Here is a 23,760-nt window from a genome sequence, read left to right as displayed (position 1 = left end):
TCGCCGCTCATAACGGTTTTGGGTACGGGAGGCCACGATGGCCGCTGTTCTTGATTCTGTCCGCGCATTCTTTGCGCCTTCTGTTTTCACCATCGATGCCGAGAACCCCGGCGATGTCGTGGCGCGCGAGAATTTGCTCGATCGCGCCATGGGCCCGAATCGTCGCAAGAAGTCGTCGGAGAAGATCCGCCGCGGTCGCGTTCCGGCGGAAGGTCTGGCGCTGGTTGCGCGTGATCGTGACGGCCATGTCATCGGCACCGTGCGTCTGTGGAATGTCGAGGCTGGCGTCGATGCCGAGGGCACGCCGATCAATGCGCTGCTGCTCGGACCGCTGGCAGTCGATTCCAGCTTCGAAGGCAAGGGCGTCGGCTCGGCGCTGATGCGCGCTGCCGTTCTGGAAGCGAAGAACCGTCGGCACGGCGCGATCCTGCTCGTCGGCGATGCTCCTTACTACGAGCGGTTCGGCTTTTTTGCCGAAACGGCTCAACATCTCGTCATGCCGGGTCCCTTCGAACGCTCGCGCTTCCTGGCGCTGGAGCTCATCGAAGGCTGGCTTGACGGTGCTGCCGGCATGGTCGTCCCCTCGGGACGGATGCTGGCAAGCGCGCCGGTCCGCAGGGCGGCGTGATCGGCAGAGCCTCTCCCCGACGGGGAGAGGCCTTTTTTCCCGGTTTCGGAAATCAAGTTTAGAGGCGCCGGAAGACCGGCGAACGCGTAGCCTAAACTTTTACGACTGCCTGCCCCCTTAGGCTTCGATCATTTCACGACGCTTGCGTCGATCAATTGTGTTCCGGCAGTCTGAACGACATTTTCAGGTATAGCGGCGATGAAGAACATCGTGAAAGCATAGACCGCGAATATAGTCGCTGCGGCAGTGGCCCTTAGAATCATTCATGCACTCCTATTCTCAGGAGTTCAATGTGGGCTCAAAAAGTGGCTTTCCAAAGAGTTTTCTGAACGCCAGATGAACAAAAAACTGTGAGAGCTAAAATTAATGATATTTTAGCAACACCTGAGTTTTGGCTCGATGAGTGCGATATTCATGGTTTGTTCTAGTAAGTCTGCAGTTATTTCAATCATTTAGATCAAAATTTCGGCAGAAGTTTTCCCGCGCGGTGCAGGCTGATCTATGATCGGCTTGTCGTCGGGCAGGGAGCCGGGTTCACGAACCGTGCGTCCACCGTTCATATTTCGGCGCTCGACGGCGGCCGCAGACGATGGGTCTCACGCCGTCGGGGCGGGTGTTCCAGCCGGAGAAGCCAGGACGGGAGACGCTCCTGCCGTTCTGGTCAAGCCGGCAAGCCGGATGCGGGTCGCGCTGGTGGAGCAGCCTGACACACCATACAGCAATACCTCAGCCGCCTGCCCATCCCGGTGGGTTGACCGTCGCGGAGCAATGGCTCAACGCGGCACTTCGGCTTGCCCCGTGAACGCGGCTATGCCTGCAGTGTCGTTTCGCGATCGCCGACGCCGGCCGACCATAAGCTTTCACGTCCGCGTGAACCGCACCGGGCGAGCGATGATTTCGCGGCGCGCCTACGCTAGTTCAGCGGGATGATCACGCGCCTCGCTTTCTTCGTCGTTCTTCTGCTGTCCCCATTTGCTGCCGTCGCGCAGCAGGAGGATCACCGGACGGCGGTTCTCCTGGGGAGTTTATCGTCACGCGCCGATTTGAAACCGCTGAAGACGGTGATCGTCACCAGGGATGGGCGGACTGTCGTGGAGCAAGGCTATCGCGGCCACACGGCGAGCGAATCCGTCAACATCAAGTCCGCGTCCAAGTCGATTGTCTCCAGCCTCGTCGGCATTGCCATCGACAAGGGGCTGCTCGAAGGGCCGCAGCAGAAGATTGCATCCATCCTGAAAGCCGACCTGCCTGTTGATCCCGATCCGCGGCTCAACCAGATTACCATCGGCAACCTGCTCTCCATGCAGGCGGGGCTTGGTCGTCTGTCAGGTCCCAACTACGGCCGCTGGGTCGCCTCGCGCAATTGGGTGCGTTTCGCACTTGCCCAGCCTTTCGACGACGAGCCCGGCGGCCAGATGCTCTATTCGACCGCTTCCACTCACCTTCTCTCGGCGATCCTGACGAAGGTCAGCGGGAAATCGACGTTGGCTCTGGCTCGCGAATGGCTCGAGCCTGTCGACGGTTTCCGAATCGGCGCCTGGCAGCGGGATCCGCAGGGCATCTATCTCGGCGGCAACCAGATGGCGATGACGGCTCGCTCGCTGCTGGCTTTCGGCGAGCTCTACCGCAACGGGGGCAGGACGGCTGACGGCACACAGGTGGTACCGGCGGACTGGATCGCGCAGTCGTGGCAGCACCGCACCAATTCCCGCTTCTCCGGCGACGACTATGGCTACGGCTGGTTCTCGCGGCAGATCGGCGGCGAAGAGGTCCACTTCGCCTGGGGTTACGGCGGCCAGATGCTCTACATCGTGCCCTCATTTGGCATGACGGTCGTGATGACATCGGACGAGAGCGGCCCGTCCGCACGCAGCGGCTACCGCGATGCCCTGCATGGCCTTTTGGCCGAGATTATTGCAGCCAGTCGCCCGACCTGATGAGTGATTTCGGCACGTCGTTAAAAAACGAGCGAGCTGTAAAAACAAAATTCAACAGCGCGGTTATAAGGTGCGCCGGCCATAGGTTGGAGAGCGCCCGAAATGATACTGGACCTGAGAACGATCTACGTCGTTTCGGCCATGACATGCCTCGTGCTCGGTAGCGTGCATCTCGCGGCATATTGGACCGGCCGCTTTGGACGCTGGCCGGCATGGTGGGGCATCAGCAATCTCCTGATCGGTATTGGCTCGTTGTGCGTTTCGCTGCGGAATTTCGTTCCCTCGTTCGTCTCCCTTGACGTCGGCAACGTCGTGACGATCGCCGGTTACCTCCTGACATTCTTTTCCGTTCGCGTTTTTGCGGAGCGGCTTGTCGACAAACGCTACTGTGCGCTTGCCGTTGCCGGCGTCAGCTTGCCCGTTCTGCTTTTCACGGTCGATCCCGCCGCGGTCTCAGCCCGTATCTTCTATGTTTCAATCGTATGCTGCCTCTGTGATCTTGCGATCTTGCGGGAAGGCGCCGCCATTCACCGGCGCGAGAAGCTGTTTTCGGCCGGGCTGCTTGCCTGGCTCTATGCGCCGACCGCGGCGATCTTCCTGGCTCGTAGTCTGTTTGCGGCATCAGGCCAGATCGCCGGACCGGGCGCCTTCGGCGATAGTGTTGTTCATGGATGGATGGGTGCCACGGCGGTGGTCTTCTTCGCTTTGCGCAGCGTCGTGATTGTCCTGATGGCCGCCGAGCGCAGCAGGAGCAAGCTCATCGATCTGGCGCATCGTGATCCGCTAACGGGCGCGCTCAATCGCGGCGGTCTGGCCCAACGCCTGCCATTCAAGCGAGCGCAGTCGTTTGCGCTGCTCGCCATCGATATCGACAATTTCAAACAGTTGAACGACCAACACGGCCATGTGCTGGGCGACGACTTATTGCGGCTCTTTGTCCGAGTGGCGCAGACGATGTTGCGGCCCAGCGATCTGCTGTCCCGTCAGGGCGGCGACGAGTTCCTGGCCGTTCTGAAGGACATGACCGATGCCGAGGCGGTGCAGACCGCCGAAAGCATGAGGCTGGCGTTTTCAGCGGCCGTTCGGCAGGTATCGGGGCTGACAGTCTTTCCGACCCTCAGCATCGGCGTTGCCACTTCCGGCGAGACAGATGTCGATTTCGAACAGCTTCTGCGAAAGGCGGATGACGCGCTATATGCCTCCAAACGCCGGGGCCGGAATCGCGTCGAAGCGTCGGAAGGTGAGCAGGCCGCCTGAGCAGTGTGGGTGGCGGCGAGGCCTCTTCGCAACAGGGGACGAGGCACCACTGCCCTTGCGGAGCCTCGACTATCCTTCACCTCGAGCCGGTATTTTGGGCGGCACTCTCTTGTTGCCTAGGCTGCGATATCAACCACGCCACAATCGCCGGCTTCGGATGCGAAGGCCAGCAGCTTGCCGTCCTTGCTCCAGCTCATCGAGGTAATCGCGCCCTTGCCAGGGCGGCGCAGCAGCGCTTCCTTGCTGTCGGCAATGCGCACAGCGAGGATCATGCCGTCGATGAAGCCGATCGCCAGGATGTCTTCGACAGGGTGGAACTTCACTGAGGTCGCCATGATGTTGGCCCGGGTGCCGAGTTCGAGCGGTGCCTTGCCCATCGGGCCGTCCTTGCCCTGGAACGGCCAGACGATCGCGGCCGGCGCGCCTGAGGAGGCAAGCCATTTGCCCTTCGCCGACCAGGAGAGCGATTTCACCTTGGCGGGGTAGCCTGTCATGCGCATGTGGCGGGTCTCGGCGCCGGCCTTGGCGTCGAGCTTCCAGCCATGCAGCGCATTCTCCTGCATCATGGTGACGAGGAAATTACCATCCGGCGAGAAAGTCACTCCGGTGTGGGCGCCCTTCCATTCGAGATCGACCGGCTTGGCAGCCGTACCGACCCAATGCAGCGATACGCCATTGTAGCGCGCAGCGGCAATGCGCATGCCCTTCGGGGCAAAGGCGAGGCCTTCGACGGTGCGCTCTTCGGTAAATTCCTTGGTCGCGCCGCCTGCGAGACGGACGAAAGCGCTCTTGCCATAGGAATAGGCGACAGCACCCTGAGGGCCGGCGGCAAGCTGCGAAATCCACTTGCGCGGCGCGCTGGCAAGCTCGGTCGTGCTGGCGTCGGCCGCGATGCGCAGCACCTTGCCGTCCTCGCCGCCGGAGATCAGGCTCTCGCTGTAGGGATCTCGGATGCAGCTCAGCATGCCCTGATGGGCTTCGGTCACCTTCTCGCCGCCATCGAGACGGTGGAAGGTGCCGGCGGCGTTGGCGAAGAAGGGGATGTCACCTAAAAATTCGACGGCCAGGATATGGCCGTCGAGATCAAACGGCGCAACTGTCGGCATCAGGCTGCCGCCTCGCACGCCTTGAAGGAGGCTTCGAGCTTTTCGCGGTCGAGTTCGCGGCCGATGAAGACGAGGCGGGTCTCATGCTTCTCGCCATCCCGCCAGGGACGCTGATGGTCGCCCTCGACGATCATGTGCACGCCCTGCACGACATAACGCTCGGGATCGTCCTTGAAGGCGATGATGCCCTTGAGGCGCAGGATGTTCGGTCCCTGCGTCTGCGTGATCTTCTGGATCCAGGGGAAGAACCGTTCCGGGTTCATTTCGCCGCCGCGCAGCGAAACCGACTGCACCGTCACGTCATGGATCGGCGACATGGCGCCATGATGATGGTGGTCATGGTCGTGATGGTCATGATCGTGGTCGTGATCATGCGCATGGTGGTGATCGTGGTGGTCGTGATCGCAATCCGGACCGCAGACGTGATCGTCGTGGTCATGATCGAGGAAGTGCGGATCGTTTTCCAGCGCGCGCTCCAGATTGAAGGCACCCTGATCGAGAACGCGTGCGAGATCGACACCGGAGCGGCTCGTCTTGTAGACGCGCGCCGAGGGATTGATGGCGTGGACGATGTCTTCGATCTGCGCCAGCTCTTCCGGTGTCACGAGGTCGGTCTTGTTGATCAGGACGACGTCAGCAAAGGCGATCTGGTCTTCGGCCTCGCGACTGTCCTTCAGGCGCAGCGGCAGATGCTTGGCGTCGACGAGGGCGACAACGGCGTCGAGTTCCGTCTTGGCACGCACGTCGTCATCCATGAAGAAGGTCTGGGCGACCGGAACCGGATCGGCCAGGCCCGTCGTTTCAACGATGATGCCGTCGAAACGGCCGGGGCGGCGCATCAGGCCTTCGACGACGCGGATCAGGTCGCCGCGCACGGTGCAACAGACGCAACCATTGTTCATTTCATAGATCTCTTCGTCGGATTCGACGATAAGGTCGTTGTCGATGCCGATCTCGCCGAACTCGTTGACGATGACTGCATACTTCTTGCCGTGGTTCTCCGACAGGATGCGGTTGAGCAATGTGGTCTTGCCGGCGCCGAGGTAGCCGGTGAGAACGGTGACGGGAATTGGCTTCTGCTGGGTGGGGATCGCGTCGGTCATAAGAACCTCGAGAGATGGCACGCCCGGGGGCGGGGCTGAAAATTCGTCGGTCACATATAAGGAGTTGCGAGCGGCAGTTCAAAGGGTTTTGTATGTTATAAGATCACATCGCGACGGGATGGTTTCAATCAAGCTCTGCTGCGTCGAATGCGTCGACGTCCCCCAGCAGTTCGACCAACCCCTTTACGGAATGTGCAATCAGTGCCTCGCCTTTTTCCGCTGTCGCCAGCGATGCGTTGCCTGCCACGCCTGATGTGCTGAGATCCGACATTTTCCATCCGAAGGCATGTGGGCCGTAAGCACGCAAATGTTTGAAGCGGGCGGCAAGGTCGGACTGGCGGGACGGGAAGTCAGCGGCCTTGGTCACGTCGACCTTATCAGGGTGAAGCGCCAGCATCACCGACGTTTCGATGTCGCCGCCGTGGATGTCGATCGCTTTTGCCTCGGGCGAGATGATACCGGCGGGAACGCCGAAGCGTGCCCAGCTCGTCGCCACCGCCAGCATGTTGAAACGGACGCGAGCTTCCGTCGCAACGATCGTCATCAACGGCGAGTTGCCGCCATGGGCATTCAGCATCACCAGTTTACGAATGCCCATGTCGGAGAGCTTTCGGGCAATGCCCAGCCAGCGTTCGATGGCCTCCCCATATGTCAGCGTTTGCGTGCCCTTCACGTCCATATGCTCGACCGAGTAGCCGACATTTTCGGTCGGTAGGAACGTCACCGGCAGGGCGGCGGGAAGGGTGGCCTTGAGCCGGGCAACGATGCCCTTGGCGATCAGCGTGTCGGTCTCGAAGGGCAGGTGAGGGCCGTGTTGCTCATGCGCGCCGAGCGGCAGAACAGCGATCCATCGGCGGCGGTCTGCAGGCGGCAGGTTCGGATCGTTATCCTCGAAGTCGCGAGAAGGCTCCGTCATCCGGCTAAGACCTCTTGTTTATGACGAGATGATGCGCAATGTCATAACGCAGCGTTCTCAATGCTTAGCGCATAACCCCTTAAATCGAAATCGATTTAGGGGAGACTATTGTGAATGTTCTGGCTCCCTTGCACGGGCAAGGTGCGTGCAACGCAGCAAAGTCAAAGGGATGGCGATGGGGAAGAAGCACAAGGACGGAAAGAAGCAGAAATCCAAGAAGAAGGACCAGACCGAATATACAGTCGTCGATCTTTCGCCGGCTTTGACGCAGGCGGCTCGGTCGATGCGCACGGTCTTGTCGCGCAACCTCCTCGAAAGCGGCCTCTATGCCGGCCAGGACGGCGTCATCCTTTTGCTTGCCGAAAGTGACGGGATGACCGCCGGCGGGCTGGCGCAGAAGCTTGGCGTCAAGGCGCCCACGATGACGCGCACGATCGGGCGCATGGAGGCGCAAGGGTTCCTCGAGCGCAAGGCGGATGCCGACGATGCCCGCCTGACCAAGGTCTATCTGACCGAACTTGGCCGCGGCAGTGTCAAGGCAATCGAAATGGCGTCCTCGGCCTGCGACCGGTTGGCAACCCAGGAATTTTCCGAGAAGGAAATCCGCAATCTTGTCCGTCTGTTGAAGGCAATCGACGGCAACTTGCAGTCCGCCGCCATTCCTCTCGATGAGCCTGAGGAAATCTGACAGATTTGTGAAATTACGAATTGCCTCGCTGCGTTTAATCTTTTAATTAAACATTTTAATAACGCTCGACTCTTCTAATGTCGGGCGCATGAAAAACCGCGCGTTGCCTGGGGAGGACACGTGGCTCAAAAGATAAAGCTTTCGACGATCGCCGAAACGCTCGGCATTTCCACAGCAACCGTATCTCTTGCCTTACGTGACAGCCCGCTCGTGGCTGGCGCCACCCGAGACAAAATCAAGGAACAGGCGCGGGCGCTCGGCTATATCTACAATCGCCGCGCTGCCAGCCTGCGGACGTCCCGCTCCGGCATCATCGGCGTCGTCGTGCACGACATCATGAACCCGTTCTATGGAGAAATCCTGAAGGCGATTGAAAGCGAGCTCGATCGCAGCCGGCACACCTTCATTCTGTCGAACCATTACGACTCCGTCGAAAAGCAGCGCACCTTCATCGAAACGTTGCTGCAGCTCGGTGGCGACGGCGTCATCATGTCGCCGGCAATCGGCACGCCGCCGGAGGATATGCAGCTCGCTGAAGACAACGGCATGCCGGCGATCCTGGTTGCCCGCTCGTTGGACGGATTGGACCTTCCGACCTATCGGGGTGACGACAGCTACGGCATTTCACTCGCAACCAACCATCTGATCGGCCTTGGCCATCGGTCGATCGCCATGATCGGCGGCACCGACCAGACGTCCACGGGGCGCGATCGCTATCAAGGCTACGTCAACGCGCTGCGCAAGGCCGGCATCGATGTGGATCCGGGTCTGCGCATTCCCGGCCCACGCTCGATGCAAGGGGGCTTCGAGGCAGCGGTGCATTTCCTGTCGTTACCGCAAAAGCCGACAGCCGCCGTCTGCTGGAACGATCTCGTCGCGATCGGCCTGATGAACGGCATCGCCCGCGCGGGTCTCGTTCCGGGCAAGGACATCTCCGTCACCGGCTATGACGATCTCGAGGAAGCATCGATATCGATGCCGGCGCTGACGACGGTCTGGAACGGCCAGGCGGAAGTCGGACGTCTTGCAGCCCGCGCGCTTCTCGATCGCCTGGCCGGCAGCCACGAGCCGGACGGCCTCCATCTCATCAAGCCCGAGATGCGCATCCGCCAGTCGACCAGCCCCCATCGTCCGCGCCCGTAAGCAAGCCAAGAGGAAATGCCATGTCCCGCATCGCTGTTGTCGTCCCCGGGAAGATACACGAACGCGTCCTGACACGCCTTAAGGAAGGCTTCGACGTTATCGAAGCCGATCCGGCGACGCTTGACGCGGAGGCCGCGGGCAAGATTCGCGGCGTCGCCGTCTCGGGCACGTTCGACGCGGCTGCGATCGACGGCCTTCCGAATGTCGAGCTGATCTCCAGCTTCGGCGTCGGCTATGACGGCGTTGATGCGAAGCACGCGGCCACTAAGGGCGTGATCGTTACGAACACGCCCGATGTGCTGAACGACGAGGTTGCCGATACTGCGATCGGGCTGTTGCTCAACACGATCCGCGAACTCCCGCGTGCGGAAAATTGGCTGCGTGCCGGTAACTGGAAGCCTGGACAGAACTATCCGCTCTCGCGTTTCTCCCTAAAGGGGCGGCATGTCGGAATCTACGGTCTTGGCCGCATCGGCCAGGAGATCGCCAAGCGTCTCGAGCCGTTCAAGGTCAAGATCAGCTACCATACCCGCACCCGCCACCCGGATGCGCCATACGGCTACTATCCGTCGCTGAAGGATCTCGCCGAGGCCGTCGACACCCTGATTTCCATCGTTCCGAAAACCCCGCAGACCCACAAGACCATCAATGCGGAGATCCTCTCCGCACTTGGCCCTGACGGCGTTTTCATCAATGTCGGGCGTGGCTGGACGGTCGATGAGGATGCGCTTGCTCAGGCCCTGAAGTCCGGAACCATCGGTGCCGCAGGTCTCGACGTCTTCTATGACGAGCCTGATGTGCCGGCTTCTCTGCTCGATCTGCCGAACGCCGTGCTTTTGCCGCACCTCGCGTCAGGCTCGGTGCCAACGCGCAATGCGATGGCGGATCTGGTCGTCGATAATCTCGTTGAGTGGTTCGCAAAGGGCAGACCTTTGACGCCCGTGCCGGAGACGCCGTCAAAGGCGTGAGGCCCCATCTTTTGAGGGCGGGCGAAACGGAAGCTGGCTTGAACGAAGCGGATTGGGAATACATCTATCAGGATGCGGCTCTGTTTACTGCAACCGTGCCGGGTCTTGCTGATCGAACATGGTTAGGAACGAAGCGTCATGAACGAAATGCGACGCAAGCTGACGACCATCTTCTCTGCCGATGTCCAGGACTATACGCGGCTGATGGGCGCCGACGAGGAGGGTACTCTCGCCATGCTCAAGTGGTCGCGCGATGCGATGTCGCGTCTGATCGGCGCGCATGGCGGCCGGGTGATCAATACCTGGGGCGACGGCCTGATTGCCGAATTTCCGAGCGTCGTCGAAGCGGTGCGCGCTGCCATCGACGTCCAGAACGAGCTCGTCGGTATGAATTCTGCCCGGCCGGCGGAGGGACGGATGCTCTACCGGATCGGCATCAATCTCGGCGATGTCATCGCCGAGGGTAACGATATTTATGGTGATGGCGTCAACATCGCCGCCAGGCTTCAGGCCTCGGCACCGGCCGGTGGCATCGTGATTTCCAACACGGTCTATGACCAGGTCCGCAACAAGGTTGCGGTCGGCTTCGACTTTCTTGGGCCGCTGACGGTGAAGAACGTCAGCGAGGCGGTGCCGAGCTATGCTGTGCGGATTGGAGACGACGTGTCGACAGCGCCCGCGCCACCGGCTCATCCGTTACCTGCGGCTGCCGCGCCCGAACCGAGCCAGCCCTTTGGTCCGAGGGTGCGGAAGATTGGCGGCGTGTTCGCAGTTATCGCCATCGCTTTGATCGCGATCAATCTCGTGTCGTGGCAGGGCGTCTTCTGGGCCGTCTGGCCGCTTCTCGGCCTTGCCTTCGTCTCGGCGATGGCCTGGGTCCGCAGGCAGAGCCGTTTTGACCAGCGTATTGCTGGATTGGTCGTCATCGGCATTGGCATCGTCATGATCAATCTGTTGGCATGGCATGGGGTGTTCTGGGCGATATGGCCGCTGCTAGGCTTGGCGGTCACCGTCGGCCTGCGATGGGCCATGCGAGGGTAAAGGTCAACGCTCCTGCTCTCGCTTCCCTTGCGGTTCGAATGATCTCGTCAGGCCCGTGGTCACTCTATCGCCATCCGGCAGGGCCAACGATCTGCCGCGCGCCCGCATGGGACAAATTGATTCGACTGCCTGCGACTGCTGTGATCCACTCGCCACGTTCTATTGCCATCTCAAAGTATCCAAACCAGGGAGCTGAACATGGGCAATACTTCTGTGCAGAGCGAGGCGATGGTCAGGACTCCGGCAATGCGGACGGCCGACATGAAGCTTGAGGTCATCGTCGTCCCGGTGTCGGACGTCGACCGCGCCAAGCAGTTTTATGGCAATCTCGGTTGGCGGCTCGACGCCGATGTCGTCACGGGCGACGATTTCCGGGTCATTCAATTCACACCTCCGGGTTCGCCGTGTTCTGTCATCTTCGGCAAGAATGTGACGGCCGCCGTGCCCGGTACGGCGCAGGGGCTCCATCTCATCGTCTCCGACGTGGAGGCGGCTCGCGCCGAGCTTGTGAAGTATGGCGTAGATGTGAGCGAAGTTTTCCATGATGCTGGCGGCGTATTCCATCATGCCGGCGAGAATGCCCGATTGACGGGACCGCATCCGGGACATCGCAGCTACGCCTCTTTTGCGTCGTTCAGCGATCCCGATGGCAACGGCTGGCTGTTCCAGGAAGTGACAGCGCGATTGCCTGGCCGAATAGACGCCGACGAAACGTTGTTTGCGTCATCAACCGATCTTGAGGCAGCTTTGCGCCGGGCGGCGGCCGCCCATGGAGAGCACGAGAAGCGCATCGGCAAGCACGATGATGACTGGCCCACCTGGTATGCGGCGTACATGGTCAGCGAACAGGCAGGCAGGCCCCTGCCGTCGTGAGTTGCTCGATGACGCGTCGGCGATTTGCGGGTCGATCAGGCGGAGGTCTTTTCGCCCGCTTTTGAGAGTTTGGCTGCAGCGTAGCCCCTCACCGCATCGCCGAAGGCGGTGAAGATCTGCTTCGATGGCTCGTCGGTCTCAGCCCAGTATTCCGGATGCCATTGAACCCCGACCGCAAAGGCCGGAGCATCGATCACGGACACGGCCTCGATCGTACCGTCTTCGGCCACCGCCTCCATTTGCAGGCGCGGCGCGGTCTTGGCGATGGCCTGGCGATGAAGAGAGTTCACCCTAATCTCGCCCGGGCCGACGATGCCCGCGATGCAGGAGCCTTCCTTGACGAAGACGCTCTGGCGGATCGCGTACTTGCTGTCACGGTCCACCTCGGCCGGCGTGCGGTGATCCCATATGCCCGGCTGGGTCTGGATCTCGCTGGCGAGCGTGCCGCCCAGCGCGACGTTGAGCTCCTGAATGCCGCGGCAGATTGCGAGCAGCGGAATGGCGCGGTCGATGGCGCGGCGGATCAGCGGCAGGCTTGTTGCGTCACGCGCGATATCGAAGGGCCCGTCGGCGTCGGTCGCGGTTGCGCCGTAGTAAGACGGGTGCACGTTGCTGGCCGAGCCCGAGACGAGAACGCCGTCGACGCGGTCCAGGATCGCGTCCGTGCCGTAGCCTTCCTCGAACGCCGGAATGATGAAGGCCATGACGCCAGCGGCGTTCAGCGCAGCGCGGACATATTGATGTTGGACGGCGTGCCATGTGGCACCGTCGAAGGTGCGGATATCGGCAGGAACGGCGACGATCGGCTTCGTCATTTTAACCCCGGTCGGTAGATGCGGTTCGTTATTGTGAGAGCCGAGAACGGCTTGGAAGTCAACGTCTCGGCGCAATCGCGGGCGGAATTGCGGCGTTGTCGGCCGGTTGCTCGGGCGTGTCTTGCCTAACTCGCTGATTTTGATGCAAATGCGCTCGGCGCCATATTGCCGTCGTGATGCCAAAGACTAATGGGACAGTGCTTGAAACACGGTCGCCACCGTGCTTAGGTTTCCGCCATTGCTGCGGGCAGAGATGAGGGTTCACCTCGCAGCACCATCTATACGGGAGGTTTTTGATGGATCGTCGTTCATTCATGAAGAAAGCAGGAACCGCCGGGGCCGGCGCGATCGCTGCTGCGGGTACATTGGCGGCGCCCGCCATTGCACAAGAGAACCCTAAGATTTCCTGGCGCATGACGTCGTCATTCCCGAAGAGCCTCGATACGATCTATGGCGCGGCGGACGATATCTCTAAGCACCTTGCCGCAGCGACCGATGGCAACTTCACCATCCAGCCCTTTGCCGCAGGCGAAATCATTCCGGGCCTGCAGGCGGCTGATGCCGTCAGCGCCGGCACGGTCGAGGCTGCGCATACCTGCTCCTACTATTTCGTCGGCAAGGATCCGACCTACGCGATCGGCACGGCAATCCCGTTCGGTCTCAACGGACGCCTGACCAATGCCTGGTTCTACGAAGGCAACGGCAACAAGCTGATGAACGAGTTCTACGCCACGCAGGGCATTTACGGCCTGCCGGCGGGTAATACGGGTGCTCAGATGGGCGGCTGGTTCCGCAAGGAAATCAATACGCTTGACGATCTGAAGGGCGTCAAGATGCGTATCGCCGGTCTTGCCGGCCAGGTCATCAGCAAGGTTGGCGTCATTCCGCAGCAAATCGCCGGCGGCGACATCTATCCGGCCCTCGAAAAGGGTACGATCGACGCTTCCGAATTCGTCGGCCCCTACGACGATCTGAAACTCGGCCTGCACAAGGTTGCGAAGTACTACTACTATCCCGGCTGGTGGGAAGGCGGTCCGACCGTTCACGCCTTCTTCAATCTGGAAAAGTGGAACAGCCTGCCGAAGCACTATCAGGCGGCGCTGACCGATGCCTGTGCCTTTGCCAACACCAACATGATGGCGAAATACGATGTGAAAAACCCGCCGGCGCTGAAGCAGCTGGTATCGGAGGGCGCGACGCTGCGGCCCTTCAGCCAGGACATCTTGGAAGCTTGCTTCCAGGCGGCCCTCGGCATCTATGCCGAGATTTCGGCATCCAACCCGTATTTCAAGAAGATCTACGAGGATCAGACCGCGTTCAAGCGCGATGCCTACCTCTGGGCGCAGCTGTCGGAATACACGTTCGACACGTTCATGATGATCCAGCAGCGGGCCGGCAAGATCTGAGCGCTGGTTCAGGCCGAGACAAGAAAAAGCCCCGGATAGTTCGGGGCTTTTTTGTTGTCAGTTGATCTTGGGTGGTTGGCTGAGATCGGTGGCCGGTGGCGCGGGAGTTGCCGGCGCGGGCGCCGGTGGCTGGCCGGGCAGGCCATTCAGCGGCGGCAAGGTCAGGCCGGGCATCTGTGGTGAAGCGCCGCCCGGTGTTCCCAGCGGTGGCAGCGACAAGCCGTTGCCGCCGAAGCCGGGCACCTCGATCTTGATCGAGTTCGGATCGATCTTCGGCCCCTTGTCGAGCCAATAGGTTACCGATTGTGGCCAGAAAATCACGATCGCAACCAGGACCAGTTGCATGCAGACCCAGGGAAGGGCACCCATGTAGATATCCGAGGTCTTGACGCTGCGATCGGCGATGGAGCGCAGGTAGAAGAGCGCGAAGCCGAAGGGCGGATGCATGAAGCTCGTCTGCATGTTGACGCAAATCAGCACGCCGAACCAGATCAGGTCGATGCCGAGCGCCGAAGCAACCGGTGCCAGCATCGGGATGACAATGAAGGCGATCTCGAAGAAATCGAGGAAGAAGGCCAGCACGAAGATGAAGATGTTGACGAAGATCAGGAAGCCGACGGGGCCGCCGGGGATACCCGACAGCATGTGCTCGATCCAGCGCGAGCCATCCATGCCCTGGAAGACGAGGCTGAAGCAGGTCGAGCCGATCAGGATCATCACTACCATCGAGGTGATGTGCATAGTGGAGCGCATCGCTTCCTGCATCAGCGGCCAGGTGAGACGGCGATGGATGGCGGCAAGCACCATGGCGCCGACGACGCCAAGCGCACCGGCTTCGGTGGGCGTCGCCAGTCCCATGAAGATCGTGCCGAGGACGAGGAAGATCAGCACGATCGACGGCACCATTCCCGACAGCACCTTCAGGAGCAGCCCCCAGGTGAAGTCGCCGCGCACTTCCTTCGGCAGCGGCGGCACGGTGGCGGGCTTCAAGATCGACAGGATCAGGATATAGCCCATGAAGATCGCGACCTGCAGGATCGACGGGCCAATAGCGCCGAGATACATGTCGCCGACCGATTTGCCGAGCTGGTCGGCAAGCACGACGAGCACGAGGGACGGCGGAATGACCTGGGTGATGGTGCCGGAGGCGGCGATGACGCCGGTGGCGAGCCGTGGGCTGTAGCCATAACGCAGCATGATCGGCAGCGAAATGACGCCCATGGTAATGACCGAGGCAGCAACGGTGCCGGTGATGGCACCGAGCACGGCGCCGACAAGGATCACCGCGTAGGCAAGGCCGCCCGGAATGCGGCCGAACAGCTTGCCGGTTCCCTCGAGCAGGTCCTCGGCCAGGCCGCAGCGCTCCAGGATGGCGCCCATGAAGGTGAAGAAGGGGATGGCGAGCAGCAGGTCGTTGGAGACGATGCCGAAGAAGCGCAGCGGCAGCGCTTGCAGGAAGGCTTCGCTGAAATGTCCGGTGGCGATGCCGATAATGCCGAAAAACAGGCCGACGGCAGCCAGCGAAAAGGCGACCGGAAAGCCGTAGAGCATGAAGAGGACCATGCCCACGAACATGGCCGGCGGAATGATGCCGAAATCAAACAATGGTGTTCCTCCCGGTCCGGCTTACTGCAGCGGCTTTTCGTATTTTGTATCGATCAGGATGTAGCCGGTGAGGGCAGCAATCCTCTTGATCAACTCCGAGATGCCCTGAAGGGATAGCAACCCGAAGCCGAGGAGGAGAATGAGCTTGACCGGCCAGCGGATCAGGCCGCCGGCATTGGCGGAAATCTCATGCTGCTGGTAGGAGGAGAGGAAGAACGGCCAGCAGAGCCAGGTCAGGAAGATGCAGGCCGGGATCAGGAACACGATCAGGCCGATGATGTCGATCCAGATCTTCGTCTTGTCCGAGACCGCGCCGTAGATCAGGTCCACGCGCACGTGCTCGTTCATGCGCAGCGTAGGAGCAGCGCCCAGCACGACGATGAAGGCGAAGAGATACCATTGGATCTCGAGCCAGCCGTTGGAGCTGTAGCTGAAAGAATAGCGGATCAGTGCGTTGGCGGCGCTGATCAGACAGCAGAACAGCACCATGTATTCGGATAGTTTGCCCATGAATTGGCTGACCGCATCGATCAACCGGCTGACGGTCAACAAAGCCGGCATGCCTTCCCCCTGTTATGTCGCGCGTTTTTATGCGCCTTTTATCTTTTCACGGGTTTAGACCACGGCTCTTCAAATTGGAAGATTAAAGGGGGCGTGTTGGAATATAGTCGTATAGACCCTCCCAGACGCGCGTGGCGTTAATCGTGGAGCGGCAAGACAACCTATGGCTAGCCGCACAAGCCCGAAAACTTCTCCGAATGGCTGCATAAGTCCTTGCAAACGCTAAAATTCATCCCAGGGTTTTGAAAAATTCGACAAAATGTATCGATTACCCGAAATCAATTTTTAAAGGGTTGCGGGTAAGGTTTCGCCGCACAGGGAAAGTATGGATGAAGCCACATAACCCGAACAGGGTCCCTACCGACGTTTATCTGTCGTTTGTCAGCTCCCTCTTCGGGAATCGCATGACACTCGTCGCGGGCGTCGTCGTGCATGTGGTTGCCTTCCTCGCCGTTGCCCTGAAAACCAGTTCTCCATTCTATGTCGTCCTGTCGGTCGGTTTCCTTGCGGTTTTCGCTGGTCGGATGGTCACCTTCCGCATGTTCGACAAGGTCGACAAGCGGACGCTCTCGCGCGAGCAGATCGAACATTGGGAAACCGTCTACGTCATCGGTGCCGCGTCCACCGCGACCATCCTCGGCATCGGCAGCGGTTACGCGATCTTCATCCTGCAGGATCCCTTCGCCGAGCTCGCCTGCATCGCGGTCACCATGGCGTCGATGGTCTCCGTCGTCGGCCGAAACTATGGATCGCAAAAGGCGATCGACCTGCAGACGCTGGCCTGCTGTCTGCCGATGATCATCTGCAGCCTGATGGCGCTCGACTTCTATCGTGCGATCCTGTCGGCTTTCCTCATTCCGTTCGGCCTGACGACGCGGGCAATGGCCAACGGCGTGCGCGAGTTCCTCTATGAGAACGTCATTGCGCGTCGCGAGATCTCGATGATCGCCGACCGCTTCGACACGGCACTCAACAACATGCCGCATGGCCTGGTGATGGTCGATCCGGAAAACCGTATCCAGGTTATCAACCGCAAGGCCTGCGACCTTCTGAAGATCGGCGACCCTGAGCGGCTGAAGGAACGCGACCTCGGCGCGGTGCTGCGCTACGGCGCCCGCTACAGCTTTATGGATTCCACGCAGCCGGAGTTGATCCTGCGGCAGATGACGCATGTCGCCGAGGGCAAGCTTTCGCGCACGCTGATTCACTTTCCAGAGGATCTGTCGCTGGAGTTTTCGGCGAGCCGCCGCGCCGATGGCGGTGCCGTCTTGATTTTCGAAGACGTGTCGAGCCGCGTGAAGGCGGAGCAGAAGATCCTGCACATGGTTCGCTTCGATGCGCTGACCGGTCTGCCGAACCGCGAATACTTCAGCCATCTCGTGCAGGACTACCTGACCAAGCACCAGAAGAAGCGCGGCCCCGTCGCCTTCATGGTTCTCGATATCGACGAGTTCAAGCATGTTAACGATATGCGCGGCCACATCACCGGCGACCGGTTGCTGTGCGCCATCGCAAGCCGTATCGCCAAGCAGGCGGGCAAGGCCATCGTCGGCCGCTTGATGGGTGACCAGTTCATTCTCTTCTTCCCGCATGCGAAGGACCTGGCCACGCTCGACGCGGAGATTCACCGTTTCCATGAGAGCATCCAGGGCAATTACGAGGCGGATGACGTCACCTTCCTCGTTTCGCTGAGTGCCGGCTTTGCGATCCTGGAAAGCGATGCCTTCGCGATGGAGGAGTGGAGCATCAAGGCTGATCTCGCCCTCTTCGAGAGCAAGTCGAAGCAGCGCGGCGGCATTGCCGGCTTCGAACGCGAGATGGACGGTCGCTATATCGAGCAGCAGAAGCTCAAGGCGGATCTGCGCGAAGCGATCGGCAACCAGGGTCTGAGCGTTGCCTACCAGCCGATGTTCAAAGCGGACGGAACGCGCATCGAATGTGCCGAGGCGCTGGCGCGCTGGGTGCATCCCGAAAAGGGCGCGATCCCACCGGATGTCTTCATTCGCCTTGCCGAAGAGATGGGCATCATCTCCGACATCACCCGCTTTATCCTGATGAAGGCGTGCAAGGACTGCATGAGCTGGCCGGATCATATCGCGGTTTCGGTCAACCTGTCGGCGCGCGATCTGCGTGACGCCGACATTCTTGCCGTGGTCGCGGAAGCGCTCGAGGCCTCGGGCCTCGAGCCAGCGCGACTGCATCTGGAGATCACCGAAAGCTGCCTGATCGACGAGCCGGCTGCGGTGCGCGCGATTCTCGCCGAACTTAGGGCACGCGGGATCACGATTGCGATCGACGACTTCGGCACCGGCTTCTCCAGCCTCAGCTATCTCGACACGCTGCCGCTCGACATCGTCAAGATCGACCGCTCGTTCCTGCGCAACATCGTCGAGGACGGGCGTCGGCTCAAGCTGCTGCGCGGCACCGTCAACCTGGCGCGCGAACTCGGTCTGAAGATCGTCACCGAAGGTGTCGAGACCACCGAGCAACTGGCCTTGCTCAACAAGTATCGCGCCACCGATCTCGTGCAGGGCTACGTTTTCTCGCCGGCAGTTCCGGCGCAGAACATCGCCATCCTCTCCCAAAGCCTCAGTCGCCGTACGGCGCCGCGTCGTCGTTCGAAAGTTGCATAAGCCTGCTCGCTCTTGCAGCCGAGGATGCATCGCGCAAACGCTGCGCCGTTAACCTTAACAATTCAAATATAATGCAAATTCTCGCACCGTTCTTGCTCTTCCGCCGGTTCCATATGATTAATGCTTCGTTAACAGCGAACCGAGTAACTATGGCAGACAACCCTTTAAAGACGAGTGATTTCAGCAGCAAACTCCTCGAAATAATGAACCACGTCGAATACCGTCGCGTCGAAAGCGGCGAGGATATGGAAGAGGTGGAGCGCCTGCGCTACAAGGCCTACAAGGCCCGTGAAGTGCTTCCGGTCGCCGCCAAAAGCATGATCGACGAGGCCGATTTCGACAGTCAGGCCTATGTTTTCGGACTGTACTATTATGAACAGCTCGTCAGCACGATCCGCATCCATCACGTGACGCCGGACCATCGTGTCTCACAATCGGGCGGTATCTTTCCGGTGGAAATGGATGCATTTTTGGATGCCGGACTGAGCCTGATCGATCCGGCGCGCTTCGCTGCGGATCCGGAACTCAGCACGGAAATGCCGTGGATTCCCTATCTTACGCTGCGTCCGAACATCGTCGCTGCCGCGCATTTTCGCGCGGACCGTGTAATGCAGCACGTGCGCCCGGCGCATGCGGCCTTCTACAAGCGTGTCTTCTATGCCGATACCGTCGTCGCGAGCCGCATGACCGAGACCTACGGCTTCGATCTGACGCTGATGGCGACCAATGTCATCGAGGTCGGCCGAAAGCTCCTGACGCGCTATCCCTTCTTCATCTCCAGCGCCAGCGAGCAGCGCATGATGTTCTCGCGCACTCCCAATGACACGCTGCCGCCGCTCACCATCATTCCGACGGCACGTTTCATGGCTGAAGGCGATCTCGGAACCGATCTTCCGCTGTGATCCCATCCGCTTGAATTTGGCTGAGAATGCAGGCCTGCCTGTGGCATTCTCATGCATTGCGCTTTATCAAAGCTTTGTGTAATCCCTCTGCAGGGAAATTCCCTCGCGGGAGCGAGGGAATCACGGCAGTCGACCGGCCGCATTGCTTTATCGGCCGGGAAGTTTGAGGGAGACGATATTCATGGCTGAGCATCACACCGGACCTGCCGAAGTTGGCGCGCCGATGGATTACAAGGAACATGAGCAGACTTACAGCATGTTCCTTGCCGCAGCGAAGTACGGCACGCTGTTTCTTGTCGCTCTGCTGCTCGGCATGACCGCTGGCTTCTTCACCGGGGCTGGCTTCCTTGGCGGACTCGTCGTCCTGCTGATCGTCTTTATCGCTGGCCTCGTTCTGCTGCGCTAAGCGCGGCGTGGGAGGGGCGCTTTTCCAGAGCTTTGACTGAATATTCGGACTGAGCAGGGAGGACCTGCGGCAGGCTGGCTGACCCGGAGGAGGGGGCGGTTGGGCAATATTGTTTTTGTCGCGAAAGAAACCACGGGAGATGAGACGCGCGTCGCTGCGTCCGTCGAAACCGTAAAGAAGATGGTAGGGCTCGGGCTCGACGTCGTCGTCGAGACCGGAGCGGGGACCAAGTCGAAAATTCCGGATGCGGAGTTCGAAGCGATCGGGGCACGGATCGGCTCCGTCGGTGCTGCGGCCACGGCCGATGTAGTGCTGAAAGTGCGCCGTCCCACGGACGAAGAGATCGGTGGCTACAAGAGCGGCGCGATCGTGATTGCGGTCATGGATCCCTACGGTAACGACGAAGCGATCACCGCCATGGCCAAGGCCGGGCTCTCCAGCTTCGCCATGGAACTGATGCCGCGCATCACGCGCGCGCAGTCAATGGACGTTCTTTCCTCGCAGGCAAACTTGGCAGGTTACCAGGCAGTCATCGAAGCGGCGGCGGTTTATGATCGGGCCATGCCGATGATGATGACGGCCGCCGGCACCGTTCCGGCGGCCAAGGTCTTCGTCATGGGCGCCGGCGTTGCCGGGCTGCAGGCGATCGCCACGGCTCGTCGTCTCGGTGCTGCGGTCTCGGCGACCGACGTTCGCCCGGCGGCGAAGGAACAGGTTGCTTCCCTGGGTGCGAAATTCATCGCCGTCGAGGATGAAGAGTTCAAGGCCGCCGAGACGGCTGGCGGATACGCCAAGGAAATGTCCAAGGAATACCAGGCGAAGCAGGCGGCTCTTGTGGCCGATCACATCGCCAAGCAGGACATCGTCATCACCACGGCGCTGATCCCCGGACGCCCGGCACCGAAGCTCGTGTCGCGCGAGATGCTGAAGTCGATGAAGCCGGGTGCGGTCGCCGTCGACCTCGCCGTCGAGCGCGGCGGCAATATCGAAGGCGTCAAGCCGGGCAAGGTCGCAGACGTCGACGGCGTGCGCGTCATCGGCTTTGCAAACATGGCCGGCAGGATTGCCGCCAGTGCCTCTCAGCTCTACGCCAAGAACCTCGTCACCTTCCTCGAGACCATGGTCAACAAGGAAACGAAGACGATTGCTCTCAATCTCGAGGACGAGCTGATCAAGGCGACGATGCTGACGCATGCGGGCAATGTCGCGCACCCGGCGTTCGGCGGTGCGAAGAAGGGGGATAACTGATGGCCAGTGAAGCAATGGACAAGGCGCTGGAGCAGCTGAACCAGGCTGTGAACGCGGTGACGGCTGCTGCTGCTCATGCCCCCGAAGCGGCAAGTGCCGCAACCGGCGGCGCGATCGATCCCTTCGTGTTCCAGTTCGCGATCTTCGTGCTGGCGATCTTCGTCGGCTATTACGTCGTCTGGTCGGTGACGCCGGCGCTGCACACGCCGCTGATGGCGGTCACCAATGCGATCTCTTCGGTCATCGTCGTCGGCGCGCTTCTGGCGGTCGGCATTTCGACGAGTGGGCTTGCGACCGGCTTCGGCTTCATCGCCCTCGTCCTCGTCTCGGTGAACATCTTCGGCGGCTTCCTTGTCACCCAGCGCATGCTGGCGATGTACAAGAAGAAGGACAAGTGAGGACCGCATGACCAGTATCGCAGCCTTCCTTTATCTTGTTTCCGGCGTTCTCTTCATCCTGGCATTGCGTGGGCTTTCCCATCCGGCCACCAGCCGCAAGGGAAATCTCTACGGCATGGCCGGCATGGCGATCGCCATCCTCACCACGCTGACGCTGGCAACGCCGTCCTTCGGCGGTTTCGTGCTGATCGTTCTCGGCCTTGCCATCGGCGGCGGTGCGGGCGCCTATATCGCCCGCGTCATTCCGATGACTTCGATGCCGCAGCTGGTCGCCGGCTTCCACTCGCTGGTCGGCCTTGCCGCCGTGCTGGTGGCGGCGTCGGCGCTCTATACGCCGTCTTCCTTCGGCATCGGCAACATCGGTGAGATCCATACCGAGGCGCGGATCGAAATGGCGCTCGGTGTCGCGATTGGTGCGTTGACCTTCACCGGCTCGATCATCGCCTTCCTGAAGCTTGACGGGCGCATGTCCGGCAAGCCGATCCTCCTGCCTTTCCGGCATCTGATCAACATCGCTCTCCTGGCGCTGATTGTGCTCTTCATCATCGGCCTGGCCGCGACGGAAAGCCATGTTGACTTCTGGGCGCTCGTCGCGCTGTCGCTGGCGCTCGGCGTGCTTTTGATCGTGCCGATCGGCGGCGCCGATATGCCTGTCGTCGTGTCGATGCTGAATTCCTATTCGGGATGGGCAGCGGCCGGTATCGGCTTCACGCTCGGCAACCTGGCGCTGATCATCACCGGTGCGCTCGTCGGCTCTTCCGGTGCGATTCTGTCCTACATCATGTGCAAGGGCATGAACCGCTCGTTCATTTCGGTCATCCTCGGTGGCTTTGGCGGCGAAACGGCTGCAGGCGGCACGGACAATTCCGACAAAACGGTCAAGCTCGGCTCGGCGGAAGATGCCGCTTATCTGATGGCGAACGCCTCCAAGGTCATCATCGTGCCGGGCTACGGCATGGCGGTGGCGCAGGCGCAGCATGCACTTCGTGAAATGGCCGACAATCTGAAGAAGAACGGTGTCGAGGTGAAATACGCGATCCATCCGGTCGCCGGCCGCATGCCGGGCCACATGAACGTACTGTTGGCCGAAGCGAACGTGCCTTACGACGAGGTCTTCGAACTCGAGGATATCAATTCGGAATTCGCGCAGGCGGATGTCGCCTATGTCATCGGCGCCAACGACGTTACCAATCCGGCGGCGCGCGACGACAAGACCTCGCCGATCTACGGCATGCCGATCCTCGACGTCGACAAGGCCAAGACCTGCCTCTTCGTCAAACGCTCGCTCGGCTCCGGCTATGCCGGCATCGACAATACGCTGTTCTATAAGGACGGCACGATGATGCTGCTCGGCGATGCAAAGAAGGTGACCGAGGAAATCAACAAGGCGATCGGCCACTGAGGCCTCGTCGGGTTGCTGATCGGAGCGAGGGCGCGGCTTTCGATCCACGCCGTTGTTTTGCCCCGTAACCGGCAGAGCGGTTGGTTCAATCGGACGGACGATGTGGTCTTAGGCGGCGCATTGCTCCACGTGAATAGAAAGGAGAGAGGCAGGGGCCTCTCTCCTTCTCGGCGCGACCTGCGATCAGGTGGCAGCCGGCGCCAGCGTCAGTTTCTCCACGCCGAGCGCGAGGTTCAGGCCTTCCTGGGCCTGCACGTTCAGTGGCTGGAGCATGAAGGATTGGTTGGTACCACCGGCAATCACCTTGGCACCTGCACCCGCGCCGAAGCTCGCATCGGCCCCTACGCCGTAATACTCACCGGCCAGCGCGTAGTCGGCAATATCGGTTCCGGTCTTGGCCAGAACCTGCCATATCATGACTGTCTTGCCGGTCTGGCCGACATCCAGGCCGAATTTCTGAATCGTTCCGGCATAGACGACCTTGGGTCCCCCTTCCGCCGGCGTGTAGGTGCAGAGCAGGTTCTTCTGCGAGGTGACGATCAATCCCTGACCGCCCTCCGATCCGCAGACGAGCTGACCGAGCGTGATGTAATTTGCGGCACTTGCCGGGTTTGCGATGGCGGCTACTGCGGCAGCCGCCGCGGCAATCATCGTTTCCCTGAACATGGTCTTCTCCAATGAAAGAACACAAGGGGTAAACACCAGCATTTGCGGGCTTTTCCTT

22 protein-coding genes are annotated in these 23,760 nt (G+C 60.7%); 15 read left to right on the top strand and 7 right to left on the bottom strand.

The genetic code is table 11. The features are described from left to right. Positions 1–37: 37 nt before the first annotated feature. From K9B32_RS24690 to K9B32_RS24680, 3 genes are all read left to right on the top strand, one after another. A complete protein-coding gene (locus tag K9B32_RS24690) occupies positions 38–628 on the top strand; it encodes a GNAT family N-acetyltransferase (protein ID WP_224567040.1) in 591 nt (196 codons plus the stop codon). A 926-nt stretch (positions 629–1,554) separates the two neighbouring features. Beyond that, positions 1,555–2,565: a serine hydrolase domain-containing protein gene (locus K9B32_RS24685; RefSeq protein WP_224567038.1), complete on the top strand. Its 1,011-nt coding sequence runs from the start codon at positions 1,555–1,557 to the stop codon at positions 2,563–2,565. Positions 2,566–2,667: 102 nt separating this feature from the next. Further along, positions 2,668–3,822, top strand: a complete 1,155-nt coding sequence (locus tag K9B32_RS24680) for a GGDEF domain-containing protein (RefSeq protein ID WP_224567036.1) — start codon at positions 2,668–2,670, stop codon at positions 3,820–3,822. Between the two features lie 116 nt (positions 3,823–3,938). On the opposite strand, the gene K9B32_RS24675 is transcribed toward K9B32_RS24680, so the two are convergent. The 3 genes from K9B32_RS24675 to K9B32_RS24665 all read right to left on the bottom strand — a co-directional run bounded on the left by K9B32_RS24675 (position 3,939) and on the right by K9B32_RS24665 (position 6,947). After that, positions 3,939–4,928, bottom strand: a complete 990-nt coding sequence (locus K9B32_RS24675) for a WD40 repeat domain-containing protein (RefSeq protein WP_224567034.1) — start codon at positions 4,926–4,928, stop codon at positions 3,939–3,941. Beyond that, positions 4,928–6,031, bottom strand: coding sequence for a CobW family GTP-binding protein (locus K9B32_RS24670; protein ID WP_224567032.1), 1,104 nt, complete (start codon positions 6,029–6,031; stop codon positions 4,928–4,930). Before K9B32_RS24670 ends, K9B32_RS24675 begins: the two co-directional genes overlap by 1 nt. A gap of 124 nt (positions 6,032–6,155) precedes the next feature. Further along, positions 6,156–6,947 carry a creatininase family protein gene (locus K9B32_RS24665; RefSeq protein ID WP_224567030.1) on the bottom strand — a complete coding sequence of 264 codons (792 nt, stop codon included), beginning with the start codon at positions 6,945–6,947 and terminating at the stop codon, positions 6,156–6,158. A 145-nt stretch (positions 6,948–7,092) separates the two neighbouring features. Between K9B32_RS24665 and K9B32_RS24660 the strand changes: the two genes are divergently transcribed. The 5 genes from K9B32_RS24660 (at position 7,093) to K9B32_RS24640 (ending at position 11,660) form a co-directional block, all read left to right on the top strand. Next, positions 7,093–7,635 carry a MarR family winged helix-turn-helix transcriptional regulator gene (locus tag K9B32_RS24660; RefSeq protein WP_411969747.1) on the top strand — a complete coding sequence of 181 codons (543 nt, stop codon included), beginning with the start codon at positions 7,093–7,095 and terminating at the stop codon, positions 7,633–7,635. A 120-nt stretch (positions 7,636–7,755) separates the two neighbouring features. Next, positions 7,756–8,778 carry a LacI family DNA-binding transcriptional regulator gene (locus K9B32_RS24655; protein WP_224567028.1) on the top strand — a complete coding sequence of 341 codons (1,023 nt, stop codon included), beginning with the start codon at positions 7,756–7,758 and terminating at the stop codon, positions 8,776–8,778. A gap of 20 nt (positions 8,779–8,798) precedes the next feature. After that, positions 8,799–9,746 (top strand): 2-hydroxyacid dehydrogenase, encoded by a 948-nt coding sequence (locus tag K9B32_RS24650; protein ID WP_224567026.1) that lies wholly within the window; start codon positions 8,799–8,801, stop codon positions 9,744–9,746. Between the two features lie 138 nt (positions 9,747–9,884). Next, positions 9,885–10,787, top strand: coding sequence for an adenylate/guanylate cyclase domain-containing protein (locus tag K9B32_RS24645; protein WP_224567024.1), 903 nt, complete (start codon positions 9,885–9,887; stop codon positions 10,785–10,787). 198 nt (positions 10,788–10,985) lie between these two features. Continuing rightward, the gene (locus K9B32_RS24640; protein ID WP_224567021.1) at positions 10,986–11,660 is read left to right on the top strand and encodes a VOC family protein; all 675 of its coding nucleotides are present in this window, start codon (positions 10,986–10,988) and stop codon (positions 11,658–11,660) included. Positions 11,661–11,695: 35 nt separating this feature from the next. On the opposite strand, the gene K9B32_RS24635 is transcribed toward K9B32_RS24640, so the two are convergent. After that, positions 11,696–12,475 (bottom strand): gamma-glutamyl-gamma-aminobutyrate hydrolase family protein, encoded by a 780-nt coding sequence (locus tag K9B32_RS24635; protein WP_224567019.1) that lies wholly within the window; start codon positions 12,473–12,475, stop codon positions 11,696–11,698. A 296-nt stretch (positions 12,476–12,771) separates the two neighbouring features. Between K9B32_RS24635 and K9B32_RS24630 the strand changes: the two genes are divergently transcribed. Further along, entirely contained in the window at positions 12,772–13,881 is a 1,110-nt protein-coding gene (locus K9B32_RS24630) for a TRAP transporter substrate-binding protein (RefSeq protein WP_224567009.1), read from the top strand. A 57-nt stretch (positions 13,882–13,938) separates the two neighbouring features. On the opposite strand, the gene K9B32_RS24625 is transcribed toward K9B32_RS24630, so the two are convergent. Both K9B32_RS24625 and K9B32_RS24620 read right to left on the bottom strand, forming a co-directional pair. Further along, a complete protein-coding gene (locus K9B32_RS24625) occupies positions 13,939–15,486 on the bottom strand; it encodes a TRAP transporter large permease subunit (RefSeq protein ID WP_224567007.1) in 1,548 nt (515 codons plus the stop codon). Between the two features lie 21 nt (positions 15,487–15,507). Next, positions 15,508–16,047 carry a TRAP transporter small permease subunit gene (locus K9B32_RS24620; RefSeq protein ID WP_224567005.1) on the bottom strand — a complete coding sequence of 180 codons (540 nt, stop codon included), beginning with the start codon at positions 16,045–16,047 and terminating at the stop codon, positions 15,508–15,510. A 329-nt stretch (positions 16,048–16,376) separates the two neighbouring features. On the opposite strand from K9B32_RS24620, the gene K9B32_RS24615 reads away from it, so the two are divergent. From K9B32_RS24615 to K9B32_RS24590, 6 genes are all read left to right on the top strand, one after another. Further along, positions 16,377–18,680, top strand: a complete 2,304-nt coding sequence (locus tag K9B32_RS24615) for a putative bifunctional diguanylate cyclase/phosphodiesterase (RefSeq protein ID WP_224567003.1) — start codon at positions 16,377–16,379, stop codon at positions 18,678–18,680. Between the two features lie 149 nt (positions 18,681–18,829). Continuing rightward, a complete protein-coding gene (locus K9B32_RS24610; protein WP_088692114.1) occupies positions 18,830–19,582 on the top strand; it encodes an N-acyl amino acid synthase FeeM domain-containing protein in 753 nt (250 codons plus the stop codon). 181 nt (positions 19,583–19,763) lie between these two features. Beyond that, complete coding sequence (locus K9B32_RS24605) at positions 19,764–19,988, top strand: aa3-type cytochrome c oxidase subunit IV (protein WP_007797669.1); 225 nt, start codon at positions 19,764–19,766, stop codon at positions 19,986–19,988. Between the two features lie 99 nt (positions 19,989–20,087). Continuing rightward, entirely contained in the window at positions 20,088–21,236 is a 1,149-nt protein-coding gene (locus K9B32_RS24600; RefSeq protein ID WP_224567001.1) for a Re/Si-specific NAD(P)(+) transhydrogenase subunit alpha, read from the top strand. Beyond that, positions 21,236–21,634, top strand: a complete 399-nt coding sequence (locus K9B32_RS24595; protein ID WP_007797674.1) for a proton-translocating transhydrogenase family protein — start codon at positions 21,236–21,238, stop codon at positions 21,632–21,634. The genes K9B32_RS24600 and K9B32_RS24595 overlap by 1 nt, the downstream gene beginning before the upstream one ends. 7 nt (positions 21,635–21,641) lie before the next feature. Continuing rightward, entirely contained in the window at positions 21,642–23,036 is a 1,395-nt protein-coding gene (locus K9B32_RS24590; protein WP_224567000.1) for an NAD(P)(+) transhydrogenase (Re/Si-specific) subunit beta, read from the top strand. Between the two features lie 183 nt (positions 23,037–23,219). Here K9B32_RS24590 and K9B32_RS24585 read toward each other — a convergent pair whose 3' ends face one another. Continuing rightward, a complete protein-coding gene (locus K9B32_RS24585; protein ID WP_224567163.1) occupies positions 23,220–23,702 on the bottom strand; it encodes a DUF992 domain-containing protein in 483 nt (160 codons plus the stop codon). Between the last annotated feature and the right edge of the window lie 58 nt (positions 23,703–23,760).

It is taken from the genome of Rhizobium sp. 3T7, assembly GCF_020166565.1.
Lineage (GTDB): Bacteria > Pseudomonadota > Alphaproteobacteria > Rhizobiales > Rhizobiaceae > Rhizobium.
This window is presented reverse-complemented; position numbering and strand designations above follow the sequence as displayed.

What these genes read in the sequence shown, in the direction of transcription:
- K9B32_RS24640 (WP_224567021.1), top strand. Translation starts at nt 10,986, where the DNA reads ATGGGCAATACTTCTGTGCAGAGCGAGGCGATGGTCAGGACTCCGGCA.
- K9B32_RS24670 (WP_224567032.1), bottom strand. Translation starts at nt 6,031, where the DNA reads ATGACCGACGCGATCCCCACCCAGCAGAAGCCAATTCCCGTCACCGTT.
- K9B32_RS24605 (WP_007797669.1), top strand. Translation starts at nt 19,764, where the DNA reads ATGGCTGAGCATCACACCGGACCTGCCGAAGTTGGCGCGCCGATGGAT.
- K9B32_RS24635 (WP_224567019.1), bottom strand. Translation starts at nt 12,475, where the DNA reads ATGACGAAGCCGATCGTCGCCGTTCCTGCCGATATCCGCACCTTCGAC.
- K9B32_RS24595 (WP_007797674.1), top strand. Translation starts at nt 21,236, where the DNA reads ATGGCCAGTGAAGCAATGGACAAGGCGCTGGAGCAGCTGAACCAGGCT.
- K9B32_RS24620 (WP_224567005.1), bottom strand. Translation starts at nt 16,047, where the DNA reads ATGCCGGCTTTGTTGACCGTCAGCCGGTTGATCGATGCGGTCAGCCAA.
- K9B32_RS24650 (WP_224567026.1), top strand. Translation starts at nt 8,799, where the DNA reads ATGTCCCGCATCGCTGTTGTCGTCCCCGGGAAGATACACGAACGCGTC.
- K9B32_RS24690 (WP_224567040.1), top strand. Translation starts at nt 38, where the DNA reads ATGGCCGCTGTTCTTGATTCTGTCCGCGCATTCTTTGCGCCTTCTGTT.
- K9B32_RS24645 (WP_224567024.1), top strand. Translation starts at nt 9,885, where the DNA reads ATGAACGAAATGCGACGCAAGCTGACGACCATCTTCTCTGCCGATGTC.
- K9B32_RS24675 (WP_224567034.1), bottom strand. Translation starts at nt 4,928, where the DNA reads ATGCCGACAGTTGCGCCGTTTGATCTCGACGGCCATATCCTGGCCGTC.
- K9B32_RS24585 (WP_224567163.1), bottom strand. Translation starts at nt 23,702, where the DNA reads ATGTTCAGGGAAACGATGATTGCCGCGGCGGCTGCCGCAGTAGCCGCC.
- K9B32_RS24665 (WP_224567030.1), bottom strand. Translation starts at nt 6,947, where the DNA reads ATGACGGAGCCTTCTCGCGACTTCGAGGATAACGATCCGAACCTGCCG.
- K9B32_RS24610 (WP_088692114.1), top strand. Translation starts at nt 18,830, where the DNA reads ATGGCAGACAACCCTTTAAAGACGAGTGATTTCAGCAGCAAACTCCTC.
- K9B32_RS24630 (WP_224567009.1), top strand. Translation starts at nt 12,772, where the DNA reads ATGGATCGTCGTTCATTCATGAAGAAAGCAGGAACCGCCGGGGCCGGC.
- K9B32_RS24685 (WP_224567038.1), top strand. Translation starts at nt 1,555, where the DNA reads ATGATCACGCGCCTCGCTTTCTTCGTCGTTCTTCTGCTGTCCCCATTT.
- K9B32_RS24680 (WP_224567036.1), top strand. Translation starts at nt 2,668, where the DNA reads ATGATACTGGACCTGAGAACGATCTACGTCGTTTCGGCCATGACATGC.
- K9B32_RS24615 (WP_224567003.1), top strand. Translation starts at nt 16,377, where the DNA reads ATGAAGCCACATAACCCGAACAGGGTCCCTACCGACGTTTATCTGTCG.
- K9B32_RS24590 (WP_224567000.1), top strand. Translation starts at nt 21,642, where the DNA reads ATGACCAGTATCGCAGCCTTCCTTTATCTTGTTTCCGGCGTTCTCTTC.